The 22,266-nt window shown below is 69.6% G+C and carries 26 protein-coding genes; 24 read left to right on the top strand and 2 right to left on the bottom strand.

Annotated features, from left to right (window positions below; genetic code table 11):
* Positions 1–27: 27 nt before the first annotated feature.
* Both ABQJ56_RS11400 and ABQJ56_RS11395 read right to left on the bottom strand, forming a co-directional pair.
* A complete protein-coding gene (locus ABQJ56_RS11400; RefSeq protein ID WP_367845133.1) occupies positions 28–618 on the bottom strand; it encodes a Maf family protein in 591 nt (196 codons plus the stop codon).
* Positions 619–621: 3 nt separating this feature from the next.
* On the bottom strand, positions 622–1,071 hold the full coding sequence (locus ABQJ56_RS11395) for a hypothetical protein (protein WP_367845132.1): 450 nt from the start codon (positions 1,069–1,071) through the stop codon (positions 622–624).
* 188 nt (positions 1,072–1,259) lie between these two features.
* On the opposite strand from ABQJ56_RS11395, the gene ABQJ56_RS11390 reads away from it, so the two are divergent.
* The 24 genes from ABQJ56_RS11390 (at position 1,260) to nuoG (ending at position 22,263) form a co-directional block, all read left to right on the top strand.
* Positions 1,260–1,739, top strand: a complete 480-nt coding sequence (locus ABQJ56_RS11390; RefSeq protein WP_367845198.1) for a YceD family protein — start codon at positions 1,260–1,262, stop codon at positions 1,737–1,739.
* A 65-nt stretch (positions 1,740–1,804) separates the two neighbouring features.
* The gene (gene rpmF, locus ABQJ56_RS11385; protein ID WP_077483694.1) at positions 1,805–1,999 is read left to right on the top strand and encodes a 50S ribosomal protein L32; all 195 of its coding nucleotides are present in this window, start codon (positions 1,805–1,807) and stop codon (positions 1,997–1,999) included.
* Between the two features lie 159 nt (positions 2,000–2,158).
* Complete coding sequence (locus tag ABQJ56_RS11380; protein ID WP_367845131.1) at positions 2,159–3,133, top strand: beta-ketoacyl-ACP synthase III; 975 nt, start codon at positions 2,159–2,161, stop codon at positions 3,131–3,133.
* 127 nt (positions 3,134–3,260) lie between these two features.
* Entirely contained in the window at positions 3,261–4,205 is a 945-nt protein-coding gene (gene fabD, locus ABQJ56_RS11375) for an ACP S-malonyltransferase (RefSeq protein WP_367845130.1), read from the top strand.
* Positions 4,206–4,276: 71 nt separating this feature from the next.
* Entirely contained in the window at positions 4,277–4,627 is a 351-nt protein-coding gene (locus ABQJ56_RS11370) for an ArsR/SmtB family transcription factor (RefSeq protein WP_367845129.1), read from the top strand.
* Entirely contained in the window at positions 4,611–5,054 is a 444-nt protein-coding gene (locus ABQJ56_RS11365) for an SRPBCC family protein (RefSeq protein WP_367845128.1), read from the top strand. The genes ABQJ56_RS11370 and ABQJ56_RS11365 overlap by 17 nt, the downstream gene beginning before the upstream one ends.
* A 182-nt stretch (positions 5,055–5,236) precedes the next feature.
* Positions 5,237–6,046, top strand: coding sequence for a DUF899 domain-containing protein (locus tag ABQJ56_RS11360; RefSeq protein WP_367845127.1), 810 nt, complete (start codon positions 5,237–5,239; stop codon positions 6,044–6,046).
* Between the two features lie 66 nt (positions 6,047–6,112).
* Positions 6,113–6,856 (top strand): 3-oxoacyl-ACP reductase FabG, encoded by a 744-nt coding sequence (gene fabG / locus ABQJ56_RS11355; RefSeq protein ID WP_367845126.1) that lies wholly within the window; start codon positions 6,113–6,115, stop codon positions 6,854–6,856.
* A 231-nt stretch (positions 6,857–7,087) separates the two neighbouring features.
* Entirely contained in the window at positions 7,088–7,327 is a 240-nt protein-coding gene (gene acpP, locus ABQJ56_RS11350) for an acyl carrier protein (protein WP_077483687.1), read from the top strand.
* A gap of 196 nt (positions 7,328–7,523) precedes the next feature.
* Positions 7,524–8,762, top strand: a complete 1,239-nt coding sequence (fabF, locus tag ABQJ56_RS11345) for a beta-ketoacyl-ACP synthase II (protein WP_367845125.1) — start codon at positions 7,524–7,526, stop codon at positions 8,760–8,762.
* 1 nt (position 8,763) lies between these two features.
* The gene (locus tag ABQJ56_RS11340; protein ID WP_367845124.1) at positions 8,764–10,110 is read left to right on the top strand and encodes an aminodeoxychorismate synthase component I; all 1,347 of its coding nucleotides are present in this window, start codon (positions 8,764–8,766) and stop codon (positions 10,108–10,110) included.
* Positions 10,107–10,922 (top strand): aminodeoxychorismate lyase, encoded by an 816-nt coding sequence (pabC, locus tag ABQJ56_RS11335; protein WP_367845123.1) that lies wholly within the window; start codon positions 10,107–10,109, stop codon positions 10,920–10,922. Before ABQJ56_RS11340 ends, pabC begins: the two co-directional genes overlap by 4 nt.
* On the top strand, positions 10,919–11,959 hold the full coding sequence (gene mltG, locus ABQJ56_RS11330; RefSeq protein ID WP_367845122.1) for an endolytic transglycosylase MltG: 1,041 nt from the start codon (positions 10,919–10,921) through the stop codon (positions 11,957–11,959). Before pabC ends, mltG begins: the two co-directional genes overlap by 4 nt.
* A complete protein-coding gene (gene tmk / locus ABQJ56_RS11325; protein ID WP_367845121.1) occupies positions 11,956–12,588 on the top strand; it encodes a dTMP kinase in 633 nt (210 codons plus the stop codon). Before mltG ends, tmk begins: the two co-directional genes overlap by 4 nt.
* Positions 12,585–13,520 carry a DNA polymerase III subunit delta' gene (gene holB / locus ABQJ56_RS11320; RefSeq protein WP_367845120.1) on the top strand — a complete coding sequence of 312 codons (936 nt, stop codon included), beginning with the start codon at positions 12,585–12,587 and terminating at the stop codon, positions 13,518–13,520. The genes tmk and holB overlap by 4 nt, the downstream gene beginning before the upstream one ends.
* On the top strand, positions 13,511–14,452 hold the full coding sequence (locus tag ABQJ56_RS11315) for a PIG-L deacetylase family protein (protein WP_367845119.1): 942 nt from the start codon (positions 13,511–13,513) through the stop codon (positions 14,450–14,452). The genes holB and ABQJ56_RS11315 overlap by 10 nt, the downstream gene beginning before the upstream one ends.
* A gap of 82 nt (positions 14,453–14,534) precedes the next feature.
* Positions 14,535–14,888: a PilZ domain-containing protein gene (locus ABQJ56_RS11310; RefSeq protein WP_367845118.1), complete on the top strand. Its 354-nt coding sequence runs from the start codon at positions 14,535–14,537 to the stop codon at positions 14,886–14,888.
* A gap of 250 nt (positions 14,889–15,138) precedes the next feature.
* Positions 15,139–15,495, top strand: coding sequence for an NADH-quinone oxidoreductase subunit A (locus ABQJ56_RS11305; protein WP_367845117.1), 357 nt, complete (start codon positions 15,139–15,141; stop codon positions 15,493–15,495).
* Positions 15,486–16,043 carry a NuoB/complex I 20 kDa subunit family protein gene (locus ABQJ56_RS11300; RefSeq protein ID WP_077483677.1) on the top strand — a complete coding sequence of 186 codons (558 nt, stop codon included), beginning with the start codon at positions 15,486–15,488 and terminating at the stop codon, positions 16,041–16,043. Before ABQJ56_RS11305 ends, ABQJ56_RS11300 begins: the two co-directional genes overlap by 10 nt.
* Positions 16,044–16,052: 9 nt before the next feature.
* Positions 16,053–16,784: an NADH-quinone oxidoreductase subunit C gene (locus ABQJ56_RS11295; protein ID WP_367845116.1), complete on the top strand. Its 732-nt coding sequence runs from the start codon at positions 16,053–16,055 to the stop codon at positions 16,782–16,784.
* A gap of 4 nt (positions 16,785–16,788) precedes the next feature.
* Complete coding sequence (locus ABQJ56_RS11290) at positions 16,789–18,045, top strand: NADH-quinone oxidoreductase subunit D (RefSeq protein ID WP_367845115.1); 1,257 nt, start codon at positions 16,789–16,791, stop codon at positions 18,043–18,045.
* 21 nt (positions 18,046–18,066) lie between these two features.
* Entirely contained in the window at positions 18,067–18,594 is a 528-nt protein-coding gene (gene nuoE / locus ABQJ56_RS11285) for an NADH-quinone oxidoreductase subunit NuoE (protein ID WP_367845114.1), read from the top strand.
* A 7-nt stretch (positions 18,595–18,601) separates the two neighbouring features.
* Positions 18,602–19,939 (top strand): NADH-quinone oxidoreductase subunit NuoF, encoded by a 1,338-nt coding sequence (gene nuoF, locus ABQJ56_RS11280; protein ID WP_367845113.1) that lies wholly within the window; start codon positions 18,602–18,604, stop codon positions 19,937–19,939.
* Positions 19,936–22,263: an NADH-quinone oxidoreductase subunit NuoG gene (nuoG, locus tag ABQJ56_RS11275; RefSeq protein ID WP_367845112.1), complete on the top strand. Its 2,328-nt coding sequence runs from the start codon at positions 19,936–19,938 to the stop codon at positions 22,261–22,263. The genes nuoF and nuoG overlap by 4 nt, the downstream gene beginning before the upstream one ends.
* The last annotated feature ends 3 nt before the right edge of the window (positions 22,264–22,266 follow it).

Raw genomic sequence — 22,266 nt, 5'->3', positions numbered from 1 at the left:
GGTTGTGGTCAGCGTACCCGGTTTGCCTCAGGGCACGGCCACGCCCGCTGCGCGCAGCAGCCGCGCCAGCGCGATCAGCGGCAGGCCGATCAGGGCGCTGGGGTCCTCGCTGTCGATACGCTCGAACAGGCTGATGCCCAGGCCTTCGCACTTGAAGCTGCCGGCGCAGTCCAGCGGCTGTTCGCGTGCCACGTAGCGGTCGATCTCCGCGATGCCCAGCACGCGGAAGTGCACGCGGGTGCGATCGACGTGGACCTGGTGGCGGCCGCTACGCGTGTCGAGCAGGCACAGCGCCGTGTGGAAATGCACCACGTGGCCGGTACTGGCCGCGAGCTGGGCGCGGGCATTCGCCGCGCTGCCGGGCTTGCCCAGCGTCTCGCCATCCCGTTCGGCGACCTGGTCGGAGCCGATCACCAGCGCATCGCGCAGGCCGTCGGCAACCGCCGCGGCCTTGGCGACGGCGAGCCTTGCCGCGCGTGCGTCCGGCGCTTCGCCGGGCAGGGCGGTTTCGTCGGTGCCGGGGGCGCGCTGCTCGAAATCCGGCAGCAGCCGGCCAAGCAGCTCGGCGCGGTAGCGCGAAGTGGAGGCCAGCACGATGCGGGGAAGAGGGGCGTTCACGTGTTACTCGGCGTCGCGGTGGATGTGTTCGCGCATCGCGCTGTCCAGGTCGCGCTGGGCGGCATCCAGCGCCTGCAGCAGCGGCTGCAGGCGGTCGCGGCTGGCGCGCATTGCGGCGGCGGTTTCGTCGAGTTCCTGCTGGCTGGCGCGGGCGGCGCGATCGCGGATCCAGATGCGCTGGCGCAGCAGCGCCTGCAGTCCGGCGTCGACCGCCTGGCGGGCGTCCTGCTCGCTGGCGCCTGGCAGGTCCGGGTTGATCGCCATCACCGCGTGCGCCTGCGCCAGGCCGGCACGGCAGCTTTTCAGGTCGGTTTCCAGCCGGTCGGCCAGGTCGAGCAGTTGCTGCAGGTCGGCGGCGCGCCGGTTCTGCCAGCGGCGCGAGGTCAGTGCCCAGGCGGCCGCGACGACCAGCACCAGCAGCGCGAGCGCGCCGAGCGTCAGGGAAAGATTCACGCGACGTAGCCTGCACTGGGTGGGGCTGCAGTCTGCCGCAAGCTGGGCGCATCAGGCAAAATGCGCGTGCCGGGCGGCCTCCCCGGATGACGCAAGCGCTTGATCCGCCGGTTGACTTCAGCCGTTCGCGAACTTACCATTCGCCGATTATGTCCGTGACACTGCCAGAGTCCGTGGACGCATGGCGCATGGTCTCGGCGCGGCGTTCGTTCGAGGGATCGATGCCCGTGGCCGCGCTGGAACGCCTGTGCGGCGCGCTGGCGGGCAGCGGGGGCGAAGTGGACTTTCGGCTGGATTTCGGCCGTGACGAACTGGGCACGGACTATGTGGATGTCCATGCGCAGGCGCCGCTGACGTTAACCTGCCAGCGCACGCTCGAACCGTTCGTGTTGCCGGTGACGGTGGACAGCCGGCTCGGCCTGATCCGGCGGGAGCGCGACGAGGCGGGTCTGCCGCCCGGTTGCGAGCCGCTGCTGGTGGCCGAGGACGGTCGCCTGCATCCGGCTGACGTGATCGAGGACGAACTGCTGCTGGCCTTGCCGCTGGTGCCGGTGAACCCGGACAGCAGCTTGCCCGACGCGGCCGTCGATCATGGCGCGGCCGGGCAGGATGATGCTGCAGGACAAGAGAACAACCCGTTCGCGGTGTTGCGCGAACTGAAGAAGTAAGCCGGTCGGGGCCCAGCGGCTCCGGTCATCAGATACCGAAAACCAGGTTCAGTTGGAGAACTATCATGGCCGTTGCCAAGAGCCGCCGTACCCCGTCCACCCGCGGCATGCGTCGCGCGCACGACAAGCTGAAGACCGTGCAGCTGTCCACCGACCCGACCAGCGGCGAGGTGCACCTGCGTCACCACGTCACCGCCGACGGCTACTACCGCGGCAAGAAGGTCATCGAGACCAAGGGCGCGGTGTCGGTCGAGGATTGATCGACGCGGCGGATTCCCCGGGAATCCGCATGACCGAACCATCCGAAACGGCGCGGTGACGCGCCGTTTCGCGTTGATGGGTTCGCCGGCACTCCCGGACGGTTGCGCATGTGCCGTCCAGGGCGTTCAATGCACGATTCACGCTTGACGGAAAACGGAATGGCCCAGATCTACTCCCGCATCATCGCCACCGGCAGCGCCTTGCCCGAGCGCGCCGTCAGCAACGCCGATCTGGAGAAGATCGTCGACACCAGCGACGAATGGATCCGCACCCGCACCGGCATCCGCCAGCGCCACATCGCCGCCGATGGCGAGACCACCGGCGACCTGGCTTTCCTCGCCGCGCAGCGTGCGCTGGAAGCGGCCGGAGTGAAGGCCGCGGAGCTGGACCTGATCGTGCTGGGCACCACCACGCCCGACATCATCTTCCCGTCCACCGCCTGCCTGGTGCAGCAACGGCTGGGCGCGAACGGCTGCGCGGCGTTCGACGTCAATGCCGCCTGTTCCGGCTTCATGTACGCGCTGGGCATCGCCGACAAGTTCATCAAGAGCGGCCAGTCGAAGAAGGCGCTGGTGATCGGTGCCGAGACGCTGACCCGCATGATCGACTGGAACGAGCGCGAGACCTGCGTGCTGTTCGGCGACGGCGCCGGCGCGGTGGTGCTGGAGGGTTCCAGCGAGCCCGGCATCCACGCCACCTGCATGCATGCCGATGGCGGCTACAAGGAGCTGCTGTGGAACCCGGTCGGCGTGTCCGCCGGTTTCAGGGACGAACCGAACCACGGCGTGCGCATCAAGATGGCCGGCCGCGAAGTGTTCAAGGTCGCGGTGAAGACGCTGGATTCGCTGGTCGGCGAGACGCTGGAGGCCGCCGGCATGCACGAGGCCGACATCGACTGGCTGATCCCGCACCAGGCCAACCTGCGCATCATCGAGGCCACCGCGAAGCGGCTGCAGATGCCGATGGACCGCGTGATCGTCACCGTCGACCAGCACGCCAACACCTCGTCCGGTTCGGTGCCGCTGGCGCTGGACTATGCGGTGCGCTCGGGCAAGGTGCAGCGCGGCCAGAACCTGCTGCTGGAAGCGTTCGGCGGCGGCTTCACCTGGGCGTCGGCGCTGCTGCGCTACTGATGCCCGCGTTTTCCGTTTGCACCCGATGCCGCCCGCGAGGCGGCATCGGTTTTTCGGCGGTCGATACCGCTGCGCACGCCGGCCGATGCTGGCACCATGCTGGTTTGATCCGAGGAACGCACTGTCCATGAATGCCGCAACGCTTGCTTTCGTCTTCCCCGGCCAGGGTTCGCAATCGGTCGGCATGCTGGCCGAACTGGCCGCCGCGCATGGGGAAGTGAAGGCGGCTTTCGACGAGGCCTCGCAGGGCGCGGGCACGGACCTGTGGGCGCTCAGCCAGCAGGGGCCGGAAGAGCGGCTCAACCGTACCGAGCACACGCAGCCGGCCTTGCTCGCGGCCAGCGTGGCGGTGTGGCGGGTATGGAGCAAGCTCGGCGGCGCACAACCCACGCAACTGGCCGGCCACAGCCTCGGCGAATACAGCGCGCTGGTTTGCGCCGGCGCCCTGCCGCTGCACGACGCGGCGGCGCTGGTGGCCGAGCGCGGCCGGCTGATGCAGGCGGCGGTGCCCGCGGGTACGGGTGCGATGGCGGCGATCCTGGGCGGCGACGACGCGCAGATCGCGCAAGTGTGCGACGAGGTCGCGCAGGGGCAGGTGGTGGCGCCGGCCAACTACAACTCGCCGGGCCAGCTGGTGATCGCGGGCAACGCCGAGGCAGTGGATCGTGCGCTGGCCAGGCTCGCCGAATTGGGCGTGAAGAAGGCAGTGAAGCTCGCCGTGTCGGTGCCTTCGCATTGCATGCTGATGCGCGAAGCGGCCGACAGGCTTGGCGAACGCATGGCTGCGGTTTCGTGGCAACTGCCCGCGATCCCGGTGGTGCAGAACGCCGAGGCGAGAAGCTACGCCTCGCTGGACGAGATCCGCGGCGCGCTGCAGCGTCAGCTCTACCTGCCGGTGCGCTGGACCGGATGCGTGCAGGCGCTGGCCGCCGGCGGCGCCACGCGCATCGCCGAATGCGGTCCGGGCAAGGTGCTGGCTGGCCTGGTCAAGCGCATCGACAAGGGGCTGGAAGCGCGCGCGATCGGCGCGCCGGCCGAGCTGGACGCCGCGTTGGCCGACTGGCGCGGCTGAGCAGGCAAGCCTCGCGAAAGGGCGCGCTTGACGCGCCCTTTCGTCGGCGTATTATTCAACCATAAGGTTGAATGAGTGATGCCGTGTCGAACCTCGATCTTGCCTTTGCCGCACTCGCCGACCCGACCCGCCGCCGCATCGTGGCGCGGCTGACCCGCGGCGAGCTGCGCGTGACCGATCTCGCGCAGCCGTTCGCGATGTCGCTGAACGCGGTGTCCAAGCACGTCAAGGTGCTGGAGGGTGCGGGCCTGGTCCGCCGCCGGCGCGAGGGTCGCGAGCATTACCTGCGCCTGCGCGCCACGCCGCTGCGCGAGGTGGCGCGCTGGACGGCGCAATACGAGCGTTTCTGGAACCAGCGCCTCGACGCGCTGGGGGCTTTCCTCGACCAGCAGAAGGAGTCCGACGATGAAGGGCCGCAATGAAACGGCGATGGGCGCGTTTCGCCTCGAGATACCGCGTACCTACGACGCCTCGCCCGAGCGCGTGTTCCGCGCCTGGACCGACCCGGCCAGCATGAAGGCGTGGCTGGCCGAAGGCGGCGACGTGGTGGCCGATCCCCGTCCCGGCGGCTTGTTCTATCTCGGCATGGTGCACTCGGGCGAGATCCGCCCGCACTACGGCCGCTACCTGCGCGTGGAAAGCCCGCGCCTGCTCGAGTTCACCGGGGTGAGCGAGCACACGCACGGCAAGGAATCGGTGGTCACGCTGGAGTTCATGCCGCGCGGCGGCCAGACCGATTTGCGCCTCACCCATGAAGGCCTGCCCGACGAGCGGATGGCGGTGGCGCATACCGGAGGCTGGACGTACTTCCTGGATGCGCTGGCGCCGCGGCTGGCAGGCGAGGGCTGAGCCGTGTGCCCGCTCTGCATGGGCGCCGCGGCGATCGTGCTGGCCGGTACCGGTTCGGCCGGAGGCGTGGCGACCCTGGTCGCCGCGAAGCTGCGTCGCCGTCGCCGCGGCAATGGCGCGCGCGCAGCGGGAAAGCCGGGGCCGGGAATCGATTTGCGACCGAAGACAGAGGGAGGCAATCCATGAACAGCGGCATGGGCGACACGGCGCGCGGGCACAGGCTCGCGTCGCGCGAAGAATGGCTGCAGGCGCGCCTGGCATTGCTGCGCGAGGAGAAGGCGCTGACCCGGCGCAGCGACGAGCTGGCGCGCCAGCGGCAGGCGCTGCCGTGGGTGCGCGTGGACAAGGATTACCGCTTCGACACCGAGCAGGGCAGCGTCACGCTGAGGGATTTGTTCCGCGGCCGCTCGCAACTGCTGGTCTATCACTTCATGTTCGGCCCAGACTACACGGCGGGGTGTCCGTCCTGCTCGTCGATCGCCGACGGGTTCAACGGCATCGTCGCGCACCTGGAGAACCATGACGTGGCGTTCACCGCGGTGTCGCGCGCGCCGCTGGCGAAGCTGCAGGCCTACAAGCGGCGCATGGGCTGGACGTTCCCGTGGGCGTCCGCGAGCAACAGCGATTTCAACCACGACTTCAATGTCTCGATCACCGAGGCGCAGCAGCAAGCCGGCGACGTCGAGTACAACTATCGGCGTGGCGGCCATCCGCTGGCCGCGGCGCAATACCCGGAGATCGTCCGCCAGTTCGCCGCCACCTGCGGCACCGAGGCGCCCACCTACGTACGCGACCGTCCCGGCATGAGTGCCTTCGTGCGCCAGGACGACGTCGTCTGCCACAGCTATTCCGCCTACGCGCGCGGGCTGGACGGCCTGTGGGGCATGTACCAGTGGCTGGATCGCGCTCCGCTGGGGCGCAACGAGGCGGCGGGTGCCTGGTGGCGGCGCCACGACGAATACGGCAGCGGGGGCGCCGACTGCTGCCGCTGAATCGCGTGCAGCGGAAGTCCGTTTCCGTGTAAGGTTCGCGGCTTCGAATCCTCACGGAACACGGCGATGGACAAGACACTGACGGGCGAGGTCGCGCTGGTGACCGGCGCCAGCCGCGGCATCGGCGCGGCGATCGCGGACGAACTGGCCGCGATGGGCGCCACGGTGATCGGCACGGCCACCAGCGAGAGCGGCGCGGCGGCGATAGCCTCGCGGCTGGCCGCGCATGGCGGCCACGGTCGCGTGCTGAACGTCATCGATACTGCCGCGGTGGAGGCGCTGATCGACGGCATCGCCAAGGAGTTCGGCGCGGTGTCGATCCTGGTCAACAACGCGGGCATCACCCGCGACCAGCTGCTGATGCGCATGCCCGAGGCGGATTGGCAGGCCATCCTCGACACCAACCTCAGCTCGGTCTTCCGCACCAGCAAGGCGGTGATGCGCGGCATGATGAAGGCGCGCAAGGGCCGCATCATCTCGATCGCCTCGGTGATCGGGCTCACCGGCAACCCCGGCCAGTCCAACTACGCGGCGGCCAAGGCCGGCATCATCGCGTTCTCCAAGTCGCTGGCGCGCGAGATCGGTTCGCGTGGCATCACGGTGAACGTGGTGGCGCCGGGCTTCATCGACACCGACATGACGCGCGCGCTGCCGGAGTCCGCGAAGGAGGGCCTGTTGAACCAGATCGCGCTGGGTCGACTGGGCGAGGCCGGCGACATCGCCAAGGCGGTGGGTTTCCTCGCGTCGCCGGCCGCGGCCTACATCACCGGCGAGACGCTGCACGTCAACGGCGGCATGTACATGCCCTGAGCGGGCATGCCCGGCAGTTTCAAACACCCTCGTTCCATACGGCCACGCATGCCAGGGCTGTCGCGCGCGGCCGCGTTTTCGGCGACAATTGTCTTTTCGCGCCGGCCGGAGGCCGGCGTTGCGCACCCGCGGCGGATGCATGGCGGCCTTGCGGCTTAGCCACTACAATCCGCCGGTCTTGCCGGCCGCGGGCCGGCGTACAACACAATTCCCCGTGGGAGGTTTGGCAACATGAGCACCATCGAAGAGCGCGTCAAGAAGATCGTCGTCGAGCAGCTGGGCGTGAAAGAGGATGAAGTCACGGCGAACGCCTCGTTCGTGGACGACCTGGGCGCCGACTCGCTCGACACCGTCGAGCTGGTGATGGCCCTCGAGGAAGAGTTCGAGACCGAGATCCCGGACGAGGACGCTGAGAAGATCACCACCGTGCAGCAGGCCGTGGACTACATCAAGGCCCACACCAAGGAATGATCGATCGTCGGCGGGACGGCGCGCTGCGCCGCTGCCCACGTCGCGATACCGGAAGCTGCGCCGCCATGGCGCAGTTTTCGTTTCTGCAATCTGCAACGTCCGATCCCGTATGGTATGCGGCGGCGTCGGGCATCCGCGATTTGCCGGGAATGGCCGCGCAGCGACCGCTCCCTCCGAGACACGAAGGAACATCAGCATGAGCAAGCGACGCGTGGTAGTGACCGGCATGGGCATCATCTCGCCGGTCGGCAACGATCTGGCCACCGCCTGGGACAACATCCTCAAGGGCGTCAGCGGCATCGTGCCGGTCACCCACTTCGATGCCACCGCCTATGCCACCCGCATCGCCGGCCAGGTGAAGGGCTTTGATCCGACGCAATGGGTGCCGCCCAAGGACGTCAAGAAGATGGACCCCTTCATCCAGTACGGCATCGCCGCCGGCACCCAGGCGCTGCGCGATTCCGGGCTGGAAGTGACCGAGGCGAACGCGCCGCGCATCGGCGTGGCCGTGGGCGCCGGCATCGGCGGCCTCAACACCATCGAGGACACCTCGATCGAGCTGCACGAGAAGGGCCCGCGCCGCGTGTCGCCGTTCTTCGTGCCCAGCTCGATCATCAACATGGTCTCGGGCTACCTGTCGATCATGTTCGGCTTCAAGGGCCCGAACGTTGCCTGCGTCACCGCCTGCACCACGGCCACCCACAACATCGGCCTGGCCGCGCGCATGATCCAGTACGGCGACGCCGACGCGATGATCGCCGGCGGCGCCGAGTTCGCCACCACCGGCACCGCGATGGCGGGCTTCTGCTCGGCCAAGGCCATGTCCACCCGCAACGACGAGCCGACCAGGGCCAGCCGCCCGTGGGACAAGGACCGCGACGGCTTCGTGCTGTCCGACGGCGCCGGCGTGCTGGTGCTGGAGGAATACGAGCACGCCAGGGCGCGCGGCGCGCGCATCTACGCCGAGGTGGTCGGCTTCGGCATGAGCGGCGACGCCTACCACATCACCGCGCCCAGCGAGGGCGGCGAGGGCGCGGCGCGCTGCATGGAGAACGCGCTGAAGGACGGCGGCATCAATCCGTCCGAGGTGCAGTACATCAATGCGCACGGCACCTCGACGCCGCTGGGCGACCTCGGCGAGGTGCTGGCCGCCAAGCGCGTGTTCGGCGACCATGCCTACAAGCTGGCGATGAGCTCGACCAAGTCGGTCACCGGCCACCTGCTCGGCGCCGCCGGCGGCGTGGAGGCGATCTTCAGCATCCTCGCGATGCGCGACCAGGTGCTGCCGCCCACGGTCAACCTCGACGAGCCGGGCGAGGGCTGCGACCTCGACTTCGTGCCGCACGTGGCGCGCGAGGCGAAGCTGGACGTGGTGATCTCCAACTCCTTCGGCTTCGGCGGCACCAACGGCACGCTGGCATTCCGTCGCGTCTGACGTGGCGCATCGTCGAACCCTGCACGGCCGGCGCGATCTGCTCGCGCCGGCCGCTGCATTTCCGGACCGCTATCCCTGCCTGCTGGAGAGCGTGCTGCACGGCACGCCGCAGGCGCGTTACGACATCCTGTTCGCGTTCCCGCGGGACAGCCTCACGCTGACGGCGGATGGCGGCGTGCGCAACGCTGCGGGCGATGTGGTCGGCGGGCGTTTTCTCGATGCACTGGACGCGGCCTGGCAGGCCGCGCGTCTGCCGCGCGAGGACGACGGCCTGCCGTTCCACGGCGGCTGGGCGTTGCTGCTGGGCTACGAGCTCGCGGGCGAGATCGAGCCGAAACTCCGCCTGCGCGCCGACGCCGCGCTGCCGGTGGCGCTGGCCCTGCGTTGCCCGGCAGCCGTCGTCGTGGACCATGCGCGCGGCTGCACCGTGCTGGTGGTCGAGGCCGGCAGCGAACACCTGCTCGACATGCTGGAAGCCGATCTGGCGGCGCCACCGCCGACGTCCGTCCTGCCGTCGCCCGTGCGCTGGGTCGAAGACGAACCGGCACGTTTCCTTGACGGCGTGGCGCGCATCCACGAACACCTGCACGCGGGCGACATCTTCCAGGTGAACCTGTCGCGCGCCTGGCGTGCGCACTACGCCCAGGCGCCGACGCCGGCGGCATTGCACGGCGCGCTGCGCCGCGCGAACCCGGCGCCGTTCGCCGGCCTGCTGCAGCAACCCGGCTGGGCGATCGCCAGTTCCTCGCCGGAGCGGCTGGTGGAAGTGCGCGACGGCGTGGCGCAGACGCGCCCGATCGCCGGCACCCGCCCGCGCGTGGCGGGTGACGACGATCGCGCGCGCATCCGCGAACTCGCCGCGCATCCCAAGGAGCGCGCCGAACACGTGATGCTGATCGACCTCGAACGCAACGACCTCGGCCGCGTCTGCATGCCCGGCACGGTCGAGGTGGACGAGCTGATGACGGTGGAGAGCTACGCCCACGTGCACCACATCGTCTCCAACGTGCGCGGCCGCCTGCGGGCGGGCGTGACGCCGGGGCAGGTGGTCGGCGCGGTGTTCCCCGGCGGCACCATCACCGGCTGCCCCAAGGTGCGCTGCATGGAGATCATCGCCACGCTGGAAGACGCGCCGCGAGGCGCCTACACCGGCGCGCTGGGTTACCTCGACCGCAACGGCGACCTCGACCTCAACATCCTGATCCGCACGCTGGCGCTGGCCGGCGGCACGGTGAGCCTGCGCGCGGGCGCCGGCATCGTGGCCGATTCGGTGGCCGAGCGGGAGCTGGAGGAAACACGCGCCAAGGCGCGTGGCCTGCTGCGCGCGCTGGGGGTGGCGGACGCATGATGCTGGTGAACGGCCAGCCGCAGGATGTCGTCACCGCACTGGACCGCGGCTTGCTCTACGGCGACGGCCTGTTCGAGACGATCCGCCTTGTGGGCGCGTCCGCGCCGCTGTGGCCGCGCCACATGCAACGGCTCGCGCATGGCTGCGCGCGCCTGCGCCTGCCCGCGCCCGAATCCGCGCAGCTGTGGCGCGAGGCGCTGGCGGCGACGCAAGGCATGGCGCAGTCGGTGCTGCGCATCACGCTCACCCGGGGCACGGGCGTGCGCGGCTACGCGATGCCTGCGGCGCCGCAAGTCACCCGCATCGTGGCGGCATTCCCGATGCCGGCGCTGGAGGCGGCGACGTACCGCGACGGCGTGCGCCTGCACCTGTGCCAGACCCGCCTGGCCGAGCAGCCGCGGCTGGCCGGCATCAAGCACCTCAACCGGCTGGAGCAGGTGCTGGCGCGTGCCGAGTGGAGCGATCCGGCGATCGCCGAAGGCTTGCTGTGCGACCTGCACGGCAACGCGGTTTCGGCCACCGCGGCGAACCTGTTCGCTGTGGTCGGCGGCGTGCCGGTGACGCCGGCGCTGGAGCGCTGCGGCGTGGCCGGCGTGCTGCGCGCCGAATTGCTGGAGGTGCTGCCGCGGGTCGAGGTGCGCGATCTGCCCCTGCACGAGTGCCTGGAGGCCGGCGAGCTCTTCCTATGCTCCAGCGTTCGCGGCATCCTGCCGGTTCAGGCCGTGGCGGATAAGGTGTTTGCCCCCGGCCCGGTGGCCCGCGCGATGCAGGCGCATTGGCGTGGACTCGGCTTTCCGACGGAGCAGGCATGAATCGCAAGACCCGGCGCGGACGCGCACTCTGGCGCAACACGATCCTGGTGCTGCTGCTGGCGCTGATTGGCGCCGGCGTCTGGGGATGGCGCGACTTCAGCCGCTTCGGCGACGCGCCGCTGCACGTCACTGCGCCGGGCGAAAGCATCGACATCGGTCGCGGCAGCAGCTTCAAGGAGATCGTGCGCCAGTTGCGCAACCAGCAACTGAGTTCGGCCTCGCCGCTGTACTGGCGCCTGCTGGCCATCGAGATGCGTGTGGCCGGCAGGTTGCACGCGGGCGAATACGCCACGTCGCCCGGCCTCACCCCGCGCCAGCTGCTCGCCAACATGGCGGCGGGCAGGGTGATGCTGCGCAATTTCACCATCGTCGATGGCTGGACCTTCCGCGATCTGCTTGCGGCGCTGGGCAAGGCGGCGGTGCTCAGGCACGAGACCACGGGCCTCGACGAAGCCGCGATCATGCGGAAGATCGATGCGGCGGGCGAGCAGCCGGAAGGCCGCTTCCTGCCCGAGACCTACGCCTACGTGAAGGGCGACAGCGACCTGGACATCCTGAAGCGCGCGCATGCGGCGATGGCGAAGACGCTGGGTGAACTGTGGCCGCAGCGCGACAAGAGCCTGCCGCTGGCCACGCCCTACGACGCGCTGATCCTCGCCTCTATCGTGGAGAAGGAAACCGGCCGCGCCGACGAGCGCGCGAAGATCGCCGGCGTGTTCGTGCGCCGCCTGCAGGACCACATGCTGCTGCAGACCGACCCCACCGTGATCTACGGCATGGGCGACAGCTACCAGGGCAAGATCCACAAGGTCGACCTCACCACCGACACGCCGTACAACACCTATACCCGGCCGGGCCTGCCGCCCACGCCGATCGCGCTGCCGGGCAAGCCGGCGATTGTGGCGGCGCTGCATCCCGAGCCCGGCAGCGCGCTGTATTTCGTGGCGCGCGGCGATGGTACCCACGTGTTCGCCGACAGCCTGGCCGAACAGAACCGCAACGTGGCCTGCTACCAGTTGAAGAAATGCAACCCATGACCGGACGTGGCCGCTTCATCACGCTGGAAGGCGGCGAGGGCGCTGGCAAGAGCACCTTGCTGGCGGGCCTGCGCGAACACCTGCAACGCCGTGGCGTGGACCTGTTGCTTACCCGCGAACCGGGCGGCACCGCGCTGGGCGAGGCGGTGCGCGCGATCGTGCTCGACCCCGCACGGCATGACTTGTGCGCCGAGAGCGAGCTGCTGCTGATGTTCGCCTCGCGTGCGCAGCTGGTGCGCGAGACCATCCGGCCCGCGCTCGATGCGGGTCGCTGGGTGCTGTGCGACCGCTACGTGGACGCCAGCTATGCCTACCAGGGCGGTGGCCGCGGCCAGCCGGCCGGGCGCATCGCGGCGCTGGAGCAATGGGCCTGCGACGGCCTGCGCCCCGACCTCACCCTGCTGCTCGACCTGCCGGTGGCGGATGGCCGTGCGCGTGCCGCCGGTCGCGGCGAGGCGGATCGCATCGAGGCCGAGGCCGATGGTTTCTTCGAGCGCGTGCGTGCCACGTATCGCGCCCGCGCCGCGGCCGAGCCGCAACGCTTCCGCGTGATCGACGCCAGCCAGTCGCCGGAAGCGGTCTTGCGCGCGGCGATTGCCGCCACCGCGCACCTGGGAGCGACGGCATGAGCGCGATGCCCTGGCATGCGGCGGACTGGGCGCGATTGCAGGCGCGCCGCGAACGCGATGCCTTGCCGCATGCGTTGCTGCTGTGCGGCCCCGCCGGGCTGGGCAAGCGCGCGTTCGCGCAGCGTTTCGTGCGCGGCCTGCAGTGCGAGCGTGCGCAGGGCGGCGAGGCCTGCGGGCAATGCCGCAGCTGCCTGCTGCTCGACGCCGGCACGCATCCCGACCTGGTCACGCTGAGCTTCGGCCTGCGCAAGGACGGCACGCCGCGCACCGAGATCGTGATCGAGCAGATCCGCGAGCTGTCCGCGCGGCTGGCGATGAGCAGCCAGTTCGGCGGCTGGCAGGTGGCGCTGATCGACCCGGCCGACGCGATGAACGCGGCGGCGGCGAATGCGCTGCTGAAGACGCTGGAGGAGCCGACCGGGCAGACCCTGCTGGTGCTGCTGGCCGATGCGCCATGGCGCTTGCCGCAGACGATACGCAGCCGCTGCCAGCGCATCGAATTCGGCGTGCCGCCGACCGAAGAGGCCCTGGCGTGGCTGCAAGGGCAGGGCGTGGCCCAGCCGCAGCAGGCATTGGAAGCGGCGCTGGGCAATCCCGGCCTGGCGCTGGCCTGGGCGCAGCAAGGTGCGCTGGAACGCCGCGTCGAAGTGCGGCGCGACCTCGCCGCGCTGGCCGCCGGTCGCGGCCAGGTCACCGAGATGGCGCGGCGCTGGCTGGACGACGAGGCCGCGCAGCGCCTGTGGTTCGCCGCGCAGGCGGCGGCCGACGAGCGCCGTGCCCGGGCGATGCAGGCGGCGCCGCCGCTCGCCAGTGCGCTGGACGGCGAGGCGCTGGCGCACTGGTACGCCGCCGCCAACCGCACCCGCGATGCCTTGCGCGGCCCGCTGCGCGGCGACCTGCTGCTGCTGGAACTGCTGGCGCAATGGCGCTGAGCGCGCCAGCGTTCCCGACCATCACGGCGCAAACCCGCCTGCTGGTGGTGGCGCCGCATCCCGACGACGAAACCCTGGCCAATGGCCTGCTGATCCAGCGCGTGCGTGCGGCCGGTGGCGCGGTGCGCGTGCTGTTGCTCACCGATGGCGACAACAATCCCTGGCCGCAGCGCTGGCTGGAGCGACGCTGGTCCATCCGTGCGGCCGAACGCGAACGCTGGGGCCGCCGTCGCCGCGCCGAGCTGCAGGAGGCGTTGCGCCGCCTGGACGTGCCGGCCACGGCACTGCAGTCGCTGGGCTGGCCGGACATGGGCGTGCTGGACTGCCTGCTGCAGCCGGCGCAGGCGGCGCTGGCCGAGCTGACGGCGGCGCTGGCTGATTTCGCCCCCGACCTGGTGGCCGTGCCGGCGTTGGGCGACCGCCATCCCGACCACGGCGCGGCCCACGTGCTGGTGCGCCTGGCCCTGGCCAGGCTGGGCCGCTCGCCGGTCCTGCTCGGCTACCTGGTCCATGGGCGCGACGAGGGCCGACCGCTGCCGGGACAAGCCGGCACGCCCGCGCAGCAGGCCGCCAAGCGGCAGGCGCTGGGGGCCTACGCCAGCCAGCTGGCCTTGAGCGGCGGGCGCTTGCGCCAACTGGCCGAACGTCCCGAGCGCCATGCGCATGTCGAGGCGATGCGGTCTGGCTCGACCCGGGCATTGCCGTGGCGGCCTTCGCCGCTGCTGTGGCCGCGCCTGCGGCTGAGCGCAGCCAGCACTTGCGGCCCGGTGCAGCAATGGCCGTGGCGTGCCGCGCCGCTGCGGCGCGACGGGCGGGGCGGCTGGCGGCTGGACTGGTCCGCGGCGCGAGCGGGGGACGCCTGCTTCGTGCGGCTGTCGCTGGCGCTGCCCTCGCCATGGATCTTCGACCACTGGGGCTGGCGCGAAGTGTGAGCGGGTGCTTTGCGCGCTGCGCCGCGGTCGCTAGCATGGGCAATTGCCGCACCGCTTGCCGAGACGCCGTCCAGGAGCCCGCATGAATCCCGTCGCCGCCCGCCAGGGCATCATCTCGCTGAAGATCAAGGACGCCGCCACGCTGTACAACGCCTACATGCCGTTCCTGCGCAACGGCGGCCTGTTCGCGCCCACGGCCCAGGCCTATGCATTGGGCGACGAGGTGGTGCTGCTGGTGAGCCTGGCCGACGAGAGCGAACGCCTGTCGGTGGTGGGCAAGGTGGTGTGGATCTGCCCGCCCGGCGCGCAGGGCAACCGCACGGCGGGCATCGGCATCCACTTCAACGATTCGTCGGATGCCGAGGTGGCGCGCCAGCGCATCGAGAACATGCTTGCCGGCGTGCTCAATTCCGAGCGTCCCACCCACACGATGTGAGGACGCCGTGATGCGCCGCGCATGAGCCGTTTCATGGCTTGCCGGCGCGCGTCAAGCTGTTGTGGTGTCGGCATGCGCTGATACAATGCGTCGGTTCACGACCCCGAATCGTGGAGAGTCGGACGCCCGTGGTAGTCACCCGACGCGAGCGTGGCCGCAAGGCCCGAGGCCCCATGGCCTGCCGAAACGAATTGCCGGACCGTCACCCCACGGTCACTGATGCGTCGATGGCGCGGAGGTAGGTTGCATCGTGATTGCCGAATACTGGCCCGTACTGCTGTTCATCGCCGTGGCCGTGGGCCTCGGCCTCGTGTTGCTGGCGGTCGGCATGCTTGCCGGCCCGCGTCGCCCCGAGGCGGAGAAGCTCGCGCCCTACGAGTGCGGCTTCGAGGCTTTCGAGGACGCGCGCATGCGTTTCGACGTGCGCTACTACCTGCTCGCGATCCTGTTCATCATCTTCGATCTGGAAATCGCCTTCCTGTTCCCCTGGGCGGTGGTGTTCAAGCAGATCGGCATCGTGGCGCTGATCGAGATGGCGCTGTTCCTGCTGCTGCTGGTGATCGGTTTCGCCTACGTCTGGAAGAAGGGAGCACTGGAATGGGAGTGATCTCCTCCATCGACAAGGTGATGCACAACCCGCAGCCGCTGGACGTGGTGGACGACATCCTGCGTCCGGCCGGCGACAACCCGGTGGTGCAGCGCGGTTTCGCCACCACCAGCGTCGACGCGCTGATGAACTGGGCGCGCACGGGTTCGATGTGGCCGATGACCTTCGGCCTGGCCTGCTGCGCGGTGGAGATGATGCACGCCGGCGCCGCGCGCCTCGACCTCGACCGCTACGGCGTGATCTTCCGCCCGTCGCCGCGCCAGAGCGACGTGATGATCGTGGCCGGCACCCTGGTCAACAAGATGGCCCCGGCGCTGCGCAAGGTCTACGACCAGATGCCGGAGCCGAAGTGGGTGATCTCGATGGGCAGCTGCGCGAACGGCGGTGGCTACTACCACTACTCCTATTCCGTGGTGCGCGGCTGCGACCGCATCGTGCCGGTGGACATCTACGTGCCGGGCTGCCCGCCGACGGCCGAAGCGCTGATCCACGGCATCCTGCAGTTGCAGAAGAAGATCCGCCGCACCAGCACCATCGCGCGTTCCTGAGGCGTGCCCATGACTGACATGCAAAACACCTCGCTGGCCGAGCGCCTTGCCGCGCGGTTCGGCGATACGCTGAAGACCAGCGTGGCGCGCAATGAGACCACCGCCGAGCTGGCCGCCGCCGACCTGCTCGCCGTGGCCACCGCGCTGCGCGACGAGCCAGGCTTCCGCTTCGGCGAGCTGGTCGACCTGTGTGGCGTCGACTACCTCGGCTACGGCCAGACCGAATGGGATACCACCGACGTCACCAGCACCGGCTTCTCGCGCGGCGTGGAAGGCGAGGCGATGGGCCGCTTCGACTGGGCCGAGCGTCCGCGCGACGTGAGCCAGCCGCGCCGCTTTGCCGTGGTGATCCACCTGCTCTCGGTCGAGCACAACCGGCGCCTGCGCCTGCGCGTGTTCTGCGACGACGACAGCCTGCCGCTGGTGCCCTCGGTGACCGGCATCTGGCCGGGCGCGAACTGGTTCGAGCGCGAGGCGTTCGACCTCTACGGCATCGTCTTCGACGGTCATCCGGACCTGCGCCGCATCCTCACCGACTACGGTTTCGTGGGACATCCGTTCCGCAAGGACTTCCCGCTGATCGGCAACGTCGAGGTGCGCTACGACGCCGAGCAGAAGCGCGTGGTGTACGAACCCGTGACATCGGTGGTGCCGCGCGTGCTGGTGCCGCGCGTGATCCGCGACGATGCCGACCTCATGCAGGCCCAGGCCGAAGCCGCCGACGACTGGCGCAGGAACTGATTCGATGGCCCAGGAAATCCGCAACTACACGATGAACTTCGGCCCGCAGCATCCCGCTGCGCATGGCGTGCTGCGCCTGGTGCTGGAGATGGACGGCGAGACCATCGTCCGCGCCGACCCGCACATCGGCCTGCTCCATCGCGGCACCGAGAAGCTGGCCGAGTCCAAGCCGTTCAACCAGTCGATCGGCTACATGGATCGCCTCGACTACGTGTCGATGATGTGCAACGAGCACGCCTACGTGAAGGCGATCGAGACCCTGCTGGGTATCGAGGCGCCGGAGCGCGCGCAGTACATCCGCACCATGTTCGACGAGATCACGCGCATCCTGAACCACCTGATGTGGGTGGGCTCGAACGCGCTCGACCTCGGCGCGATGGCGGTGTTCCTATACGCGTTCCGCGAGCGCGAGGAGCTGATGGACGTCTACGAGGCGGTGTCGGGCGCGCGCATGCACGCCACGTATTACCGTCCCGGCGGCGTCTACCGCGACCTGCCGGCGCGGATGTCGCAGTACCGCGAGTCGCCGTGGCACAAGGGCAAGGACCTCAAGCGCCTGAACAGCTGGCGCGAAGGCTCGATGCTCGACTTCCTCGATGCCTTCACCGACGACTTCCCGAGCAAGGTGGACGAGTACGAGGAACTGCTCACCACCAACCGCATCTGGAAGCAGCGCACCGTGGGCATCGGCGTGATCTCGCCGGAACAGGCCCAGGCCTGGGGCATGACCGGCGCGATGATCCGCGGCTCGGGCATCGCCTGGGACCTGCGCAAGAAGCAGCCCTACGCGAAGTACGCCGAGATGGACTTCGACATCCCGGTGGGCGTCAACGGCGACTGCTACGACCGCTACCTGGTGCGCGTCGAGGAGATGCGCCAGTCCAACCGCATCATCAAGCAGTGCGTGAAGTGGCTGAAGGCCAACCCCGGCCCGGTGATGGTGGACAACTACAAGGTCGCCCCGCCGAAGCGCGAGGAGATGAAGGAGAGCATGGAAGCGCTCATCCACCACTTCAAGCTGTTCACCGAAGGCTACGGCGTGCCGGCCGGCGAGACCTATTGCGCGGTCGAGGCGCCGAAGGGCGAGTTCGGCTGCTACCTGGTCTCGGACGGCGCCAACAAGCCGTTCCGCGTGCACCTGCGCGCGCCGGGCTTCGCCCACCTGTCCTCGATCGACCCCATCGTGCGCGGGCACATGCTGCCCGACGTGGTGGCGATGATCGGCACCTACGACCTCGTGTTCGGCGAAGTGGACCGCTGAGCCGGCACGACGGAGAAACGCATGAAAGCCACCGGACATTACGACCAGGTCAAGCACGTCGATCCGCTCGCCGTGCTCACCGAGCACACGCGCCAGCACATCGACCACTGGCTGACCAAGTTCCCGCCGGACCGCAGGCGCTCGGCGCTGATCCAGGCGCTGTTCGCCGCGCAGGAACAGAACCGGGGCTTCCTCACCGACGAGCTGATCACGGCGGTGGCGAAGTACCTCGACCTGCCCGCGGTGTGGGCCTACGAGGTGGCCAGCTTCTACTCGATGCTGGAAACCCGGCCGGTCGGCCGCAACAACGTGGCGATCTGCACCAACATCTCGTGCTGGCTCAACGGCGCCGAGGACCTGGTGAAGCATTGCGAGAAGAAGCTGGGCATCAAGCTTGGCGAGAGCACCCCGGACGGCCGCGTCTACCTCAAGCAGGAGGAAGAGTGCATCGCCGCCTGCGTGTACGCGCCGGCGATGACGGTGAACGGCCATTACCACGAGCGGCTCACCCCCGAGAAGCTCGACCAGATTCTCGACGGCCTGGAGTAAGCGCGAGATGGCAAGCACCCACGGTCCGGTCGGACCCGCCCCCCAGGACCACCAGGTCGTCTACACCACGCTGCATTTCGGCAAGCCGTGGGCGATGGCCAGCTACGAGCAGGTGGACGGCTACAAGGCCTGGCGCAAGATCCTCGCCGAGAAGCCCGATCCCGCCGCCCTGGTCGAGGAAGTCAAGAAGTCCAGCCTGCGCGGCCGCGGCGGCGCGGGCTTCCCCACCGGCCTGAAGTGGTCCTTCATGCCGAAGGGCGCCATGCAGAAGTACATCCTCTGCAACTCGGACGAGTCCGAGCCCGGCACCGCCAAGGACCGCGACATCCTGCGCTACAACCCGCATGCGGTGATCGAGGGCCTGGCGATCGCCTGCTACTGCACCGGCTCCACCGTGGCCTACAACTACCTGCGCGGCGAGTTCCACCACGAGCCGTTCGAGCACTTCGAGGAAGCGCTGAAGGAAGCCTACGCGGCGGGGCTGCTGGGCAAGAACGTGCAGGGTTCGGGCATCGACGTGGACATCTACGGCGCGCTCGGCGCCGGCGCCTACATCTGCGGCGAGGAAACCGCGCTGATGGAATCGCTGGAAGGCAAGAAGGGCCAGCCGCGCTTCAAGCCGCCGTTCCCGGCCAACTTCGGCCTGTACGGCAAGCCCACCACGATCAACAACACCGAGACCTACGCCTCGGTGCCGGCGATCCTGCGCAACGGCGCCGACTGGTTCCTCAACCTCGGCAAGCCGAACAACGGCGGCCCGAAGATCTTCTCGGTCTCCGGCCACGTCAACCAGCCGGGCAACTTCGAGATCCGCCTCGGCACGCCGTTCAAGGATCTGCTGGAAATGGCCGGCGGCGTACGCAACGGCAACCGGCTGAAGGCGGTGATCCCCGGCGGCTCCTCGATGAAGGTGCTCAACGCCGAGGAGATGATGGCCAGCACCATGGACTACGACTGCCTGCAGAAGGCGGGTTCGGGCCTGGGTTCCGGTGCGGTGATCGTGATGGACGAGACCACCTGCATGGTCAAGGCCTGCCATCGCATCGCGCGCTTCTACAAGGCCGAGTCCTGCGGCCAGTGCACGCCCTGTCGCGAAGGTACCGGCTGGATGTACCGCGTGCTCGACCGCATCGTGGAAGGCAAGGGCACGCAGGACGACCTGCATCGCCTCAAGGCCATCGCCGGCCAGATCGAGGGCCACACCATCTGCGCGTTCGGCGAAGCCGCCGCGTGGCCGGTGCAGGGCTTCCTCGCCAAGTTCTGGAACGAATTCGAATACTACGTGCAGCATGGCCGCTCGATGACCGAGGACCGGCTCGCCGCCAACCGTGGAGTCGCTGCATGAGTGCGCAGCCCACCAGCAATGTCGCCCCCGACCTGGTCAACATCGAGGTCGACGGCAAGCCCGTGCAGATCCGCAAGGGTGCGATGATCATCGAGGCGGCCGACGCCATCGGCGTCGCGATCCCGCGCTTCTGCTACCACCGCAAGCTGCCGATCGCCGCCAATTGCCGCATGTGCCTGGTCGACGTGGAGATGGGCGGCCGGCCGATGCCGAAGCCGCAGCCGGCCTGCGCCACGCCGGTGGGCGAGGGCATGAAGGTCACCACGCGCTCGGACAAGGCGCTGAAGTTCCAGAAGGACGTGATGGAGTTCCTTCTGATCAACCACCCGCTGGACTGCCCGATCTGCGACCAGGGCGGCGAGTGCGAGCTGCAGGACGTGGCGCTGGGCTACGGCCGCAGCGTGTCGCGCTACACCGAGCGCAAGCGCACCATCGCCGACGAGAACCTCGGGCCGCTGGTTGCCACCGAGATGACCCGTTGCATCCAGTGCACGCGCTGTGTGCGCTTCACCAGCGAGATCGCCGGCAGCTACGAGCTGGGCGGCATGAGCCGCGGCGAGAACCTGCAGATCGGCACGTATATCGGGAAAACCGTCGAGACCGAGCTGTCGGGCAACATCATCGACGTCTGCCCGGTGGGTGCGCTGACCAACAAGCCGTTCCAGTTCAAGGCGCGCGCCTGGGAGCTGATCGCCAAGCCGTCGGTGGCCTGGCATGACGCGCTGGGCTCGAACCTGTGGCTGCACACCCGCCGCGGCGAAGTGCTGCGCACGGTGCCGCGCGACAACGAGTCGGTCAACGAGTGCTGGCTGTCCGACCGCGACCGCTACAGCCACCAGGGCATGTATGCGGCGGACCGCATCGGCCAGCCCGAAGTGAAGCGCAACGGCCAGTGGCAGCAGACCACCTGGGAAGACGCGCTCGCCGTCGCCGCCGAGGCGCTGAAGGGCGTGCCGGGCAGCGAGCTGGGCGTGCTGGCGCACCCGGCCACCACGAACGAGGAAGCCGACCTGCTGCTGCGCCTCGCGCGCGGCCTGGGCAGCGCCCACGTCGACCATCGCCTGCGCCAGCTCGACTTCGCCGACAACGCCGTGGCCGCCAGCTTCGGCCTGCCGGTGGCCGAGGTGTCGCAGGTCAAGGCCGCGCTGCTGGTCGGTTCCGACCTGCGCCGCGAGATGCCGCTGCTCAACCATCGCGTGCACCAGGCGACCAAGCAGGGCGCCAAGGTGTACGCGGTCAACCCGGCCGCGTTCGAGTTCAACTACAAGCTGGCCGGCGCCGCGATCGTGCCGCCGCAGGGCATGGTCGACGCGCTGCTGGCGCTGGCCCGCGCCGCCGTGGCGGAAGGCGCGGCCGCGCCGGCCGCGCTGGCCGACGCGATCAACGCCGCGGCCAGCGACGAGGGTGACCACGCCGCGATCGCCGCGCTGAAGGCGGGCAGGGCGGTGGTGATCCTCGGCGAGGCCGCGGCCACCCATCCGGAGGCCTCGTGGCTGCGTGCGATCGCACGCTTCATCGCGGCAGCTACCGGCGCCGGCTACAACGAGTTGCCGGTGGGCGCGAACGCGATCGGCCTGGCCCAGCTCGGCGTGGTGCCGGGCAACGGCGGACTGGATGCGCAGGCCATGCTGGCGCAGCCGCGCAAGGGCTACGTGCTGTACGGCGTGGAGCCGCCGCACGATTTCGCCGACGGCGCGCAGGCGCTCGCCGCGCTGCGCGGCGCGCAGCAGGTGGTGGCGTTCAGCGCCTACGCCGGCGCCGCGCTGCGCGAGGTGGCCAACGTGATCCTGCCGATCGCGCTCTTGCCGGAAACCGACGGCACCCTGGTGAACGTCGATGGCCTGGCGCAGGCGGTGCAGGCCGGCGCGAAGGCGCCGGGCGACGCCCGCCCGGGCTGGAAGGTGCTGCGTGCGTTGGGCGGCCTGATGAAGTTCGCCGGTTTCGAGTTCGACGACCTGGGCGGATTGCGCGACGGCATCGTGGCGCGTGGCGCCGCGGTGCGCGACGCGCTGGCCGCGCGCAAGCCGGCCGCCGGTCTTGCCCGCATCGCCACCTGGCCGATCTACCGCAGTGACGCGGTGCTGCGTCGTGCCACCGCGCTCAACGCACATCCGCTGAACCGTGCGCCGGCCGCACGCATCAATGCGGACGAAGCCGCCCGTCTGGGCCTGGCCGACGGTACGCAGGTGCGCGTCGGCGACGCCACGCTGCCGGTGGCCATCGATCGCACCGTGCCGGACGGCGCCGTGTGGATCGAGGCCGCGCAGGATTCCACCGCCACGCTGCCGCCCTACGGCGCAGCCATCACCTTGAGCAAGGCGTAAGGC

Origin of the sequence: Rhodanobacter geophilus (assembly GCF_040812275.1) — a bacterium.
Taxonomy (GTDB): Bacteria; Pseudomonadota; Gammaproteobacteria; order Xanthomonadales; family Rhodanobacteraceae; genus Rhodanobacter_A; species Rhodanobacter_A geophilus.
The sequence above is the reverse complement of the archived record's forward strand: the minus strand, read 5'-3'. Positions and strand labels throughout refer to the sequence as shown.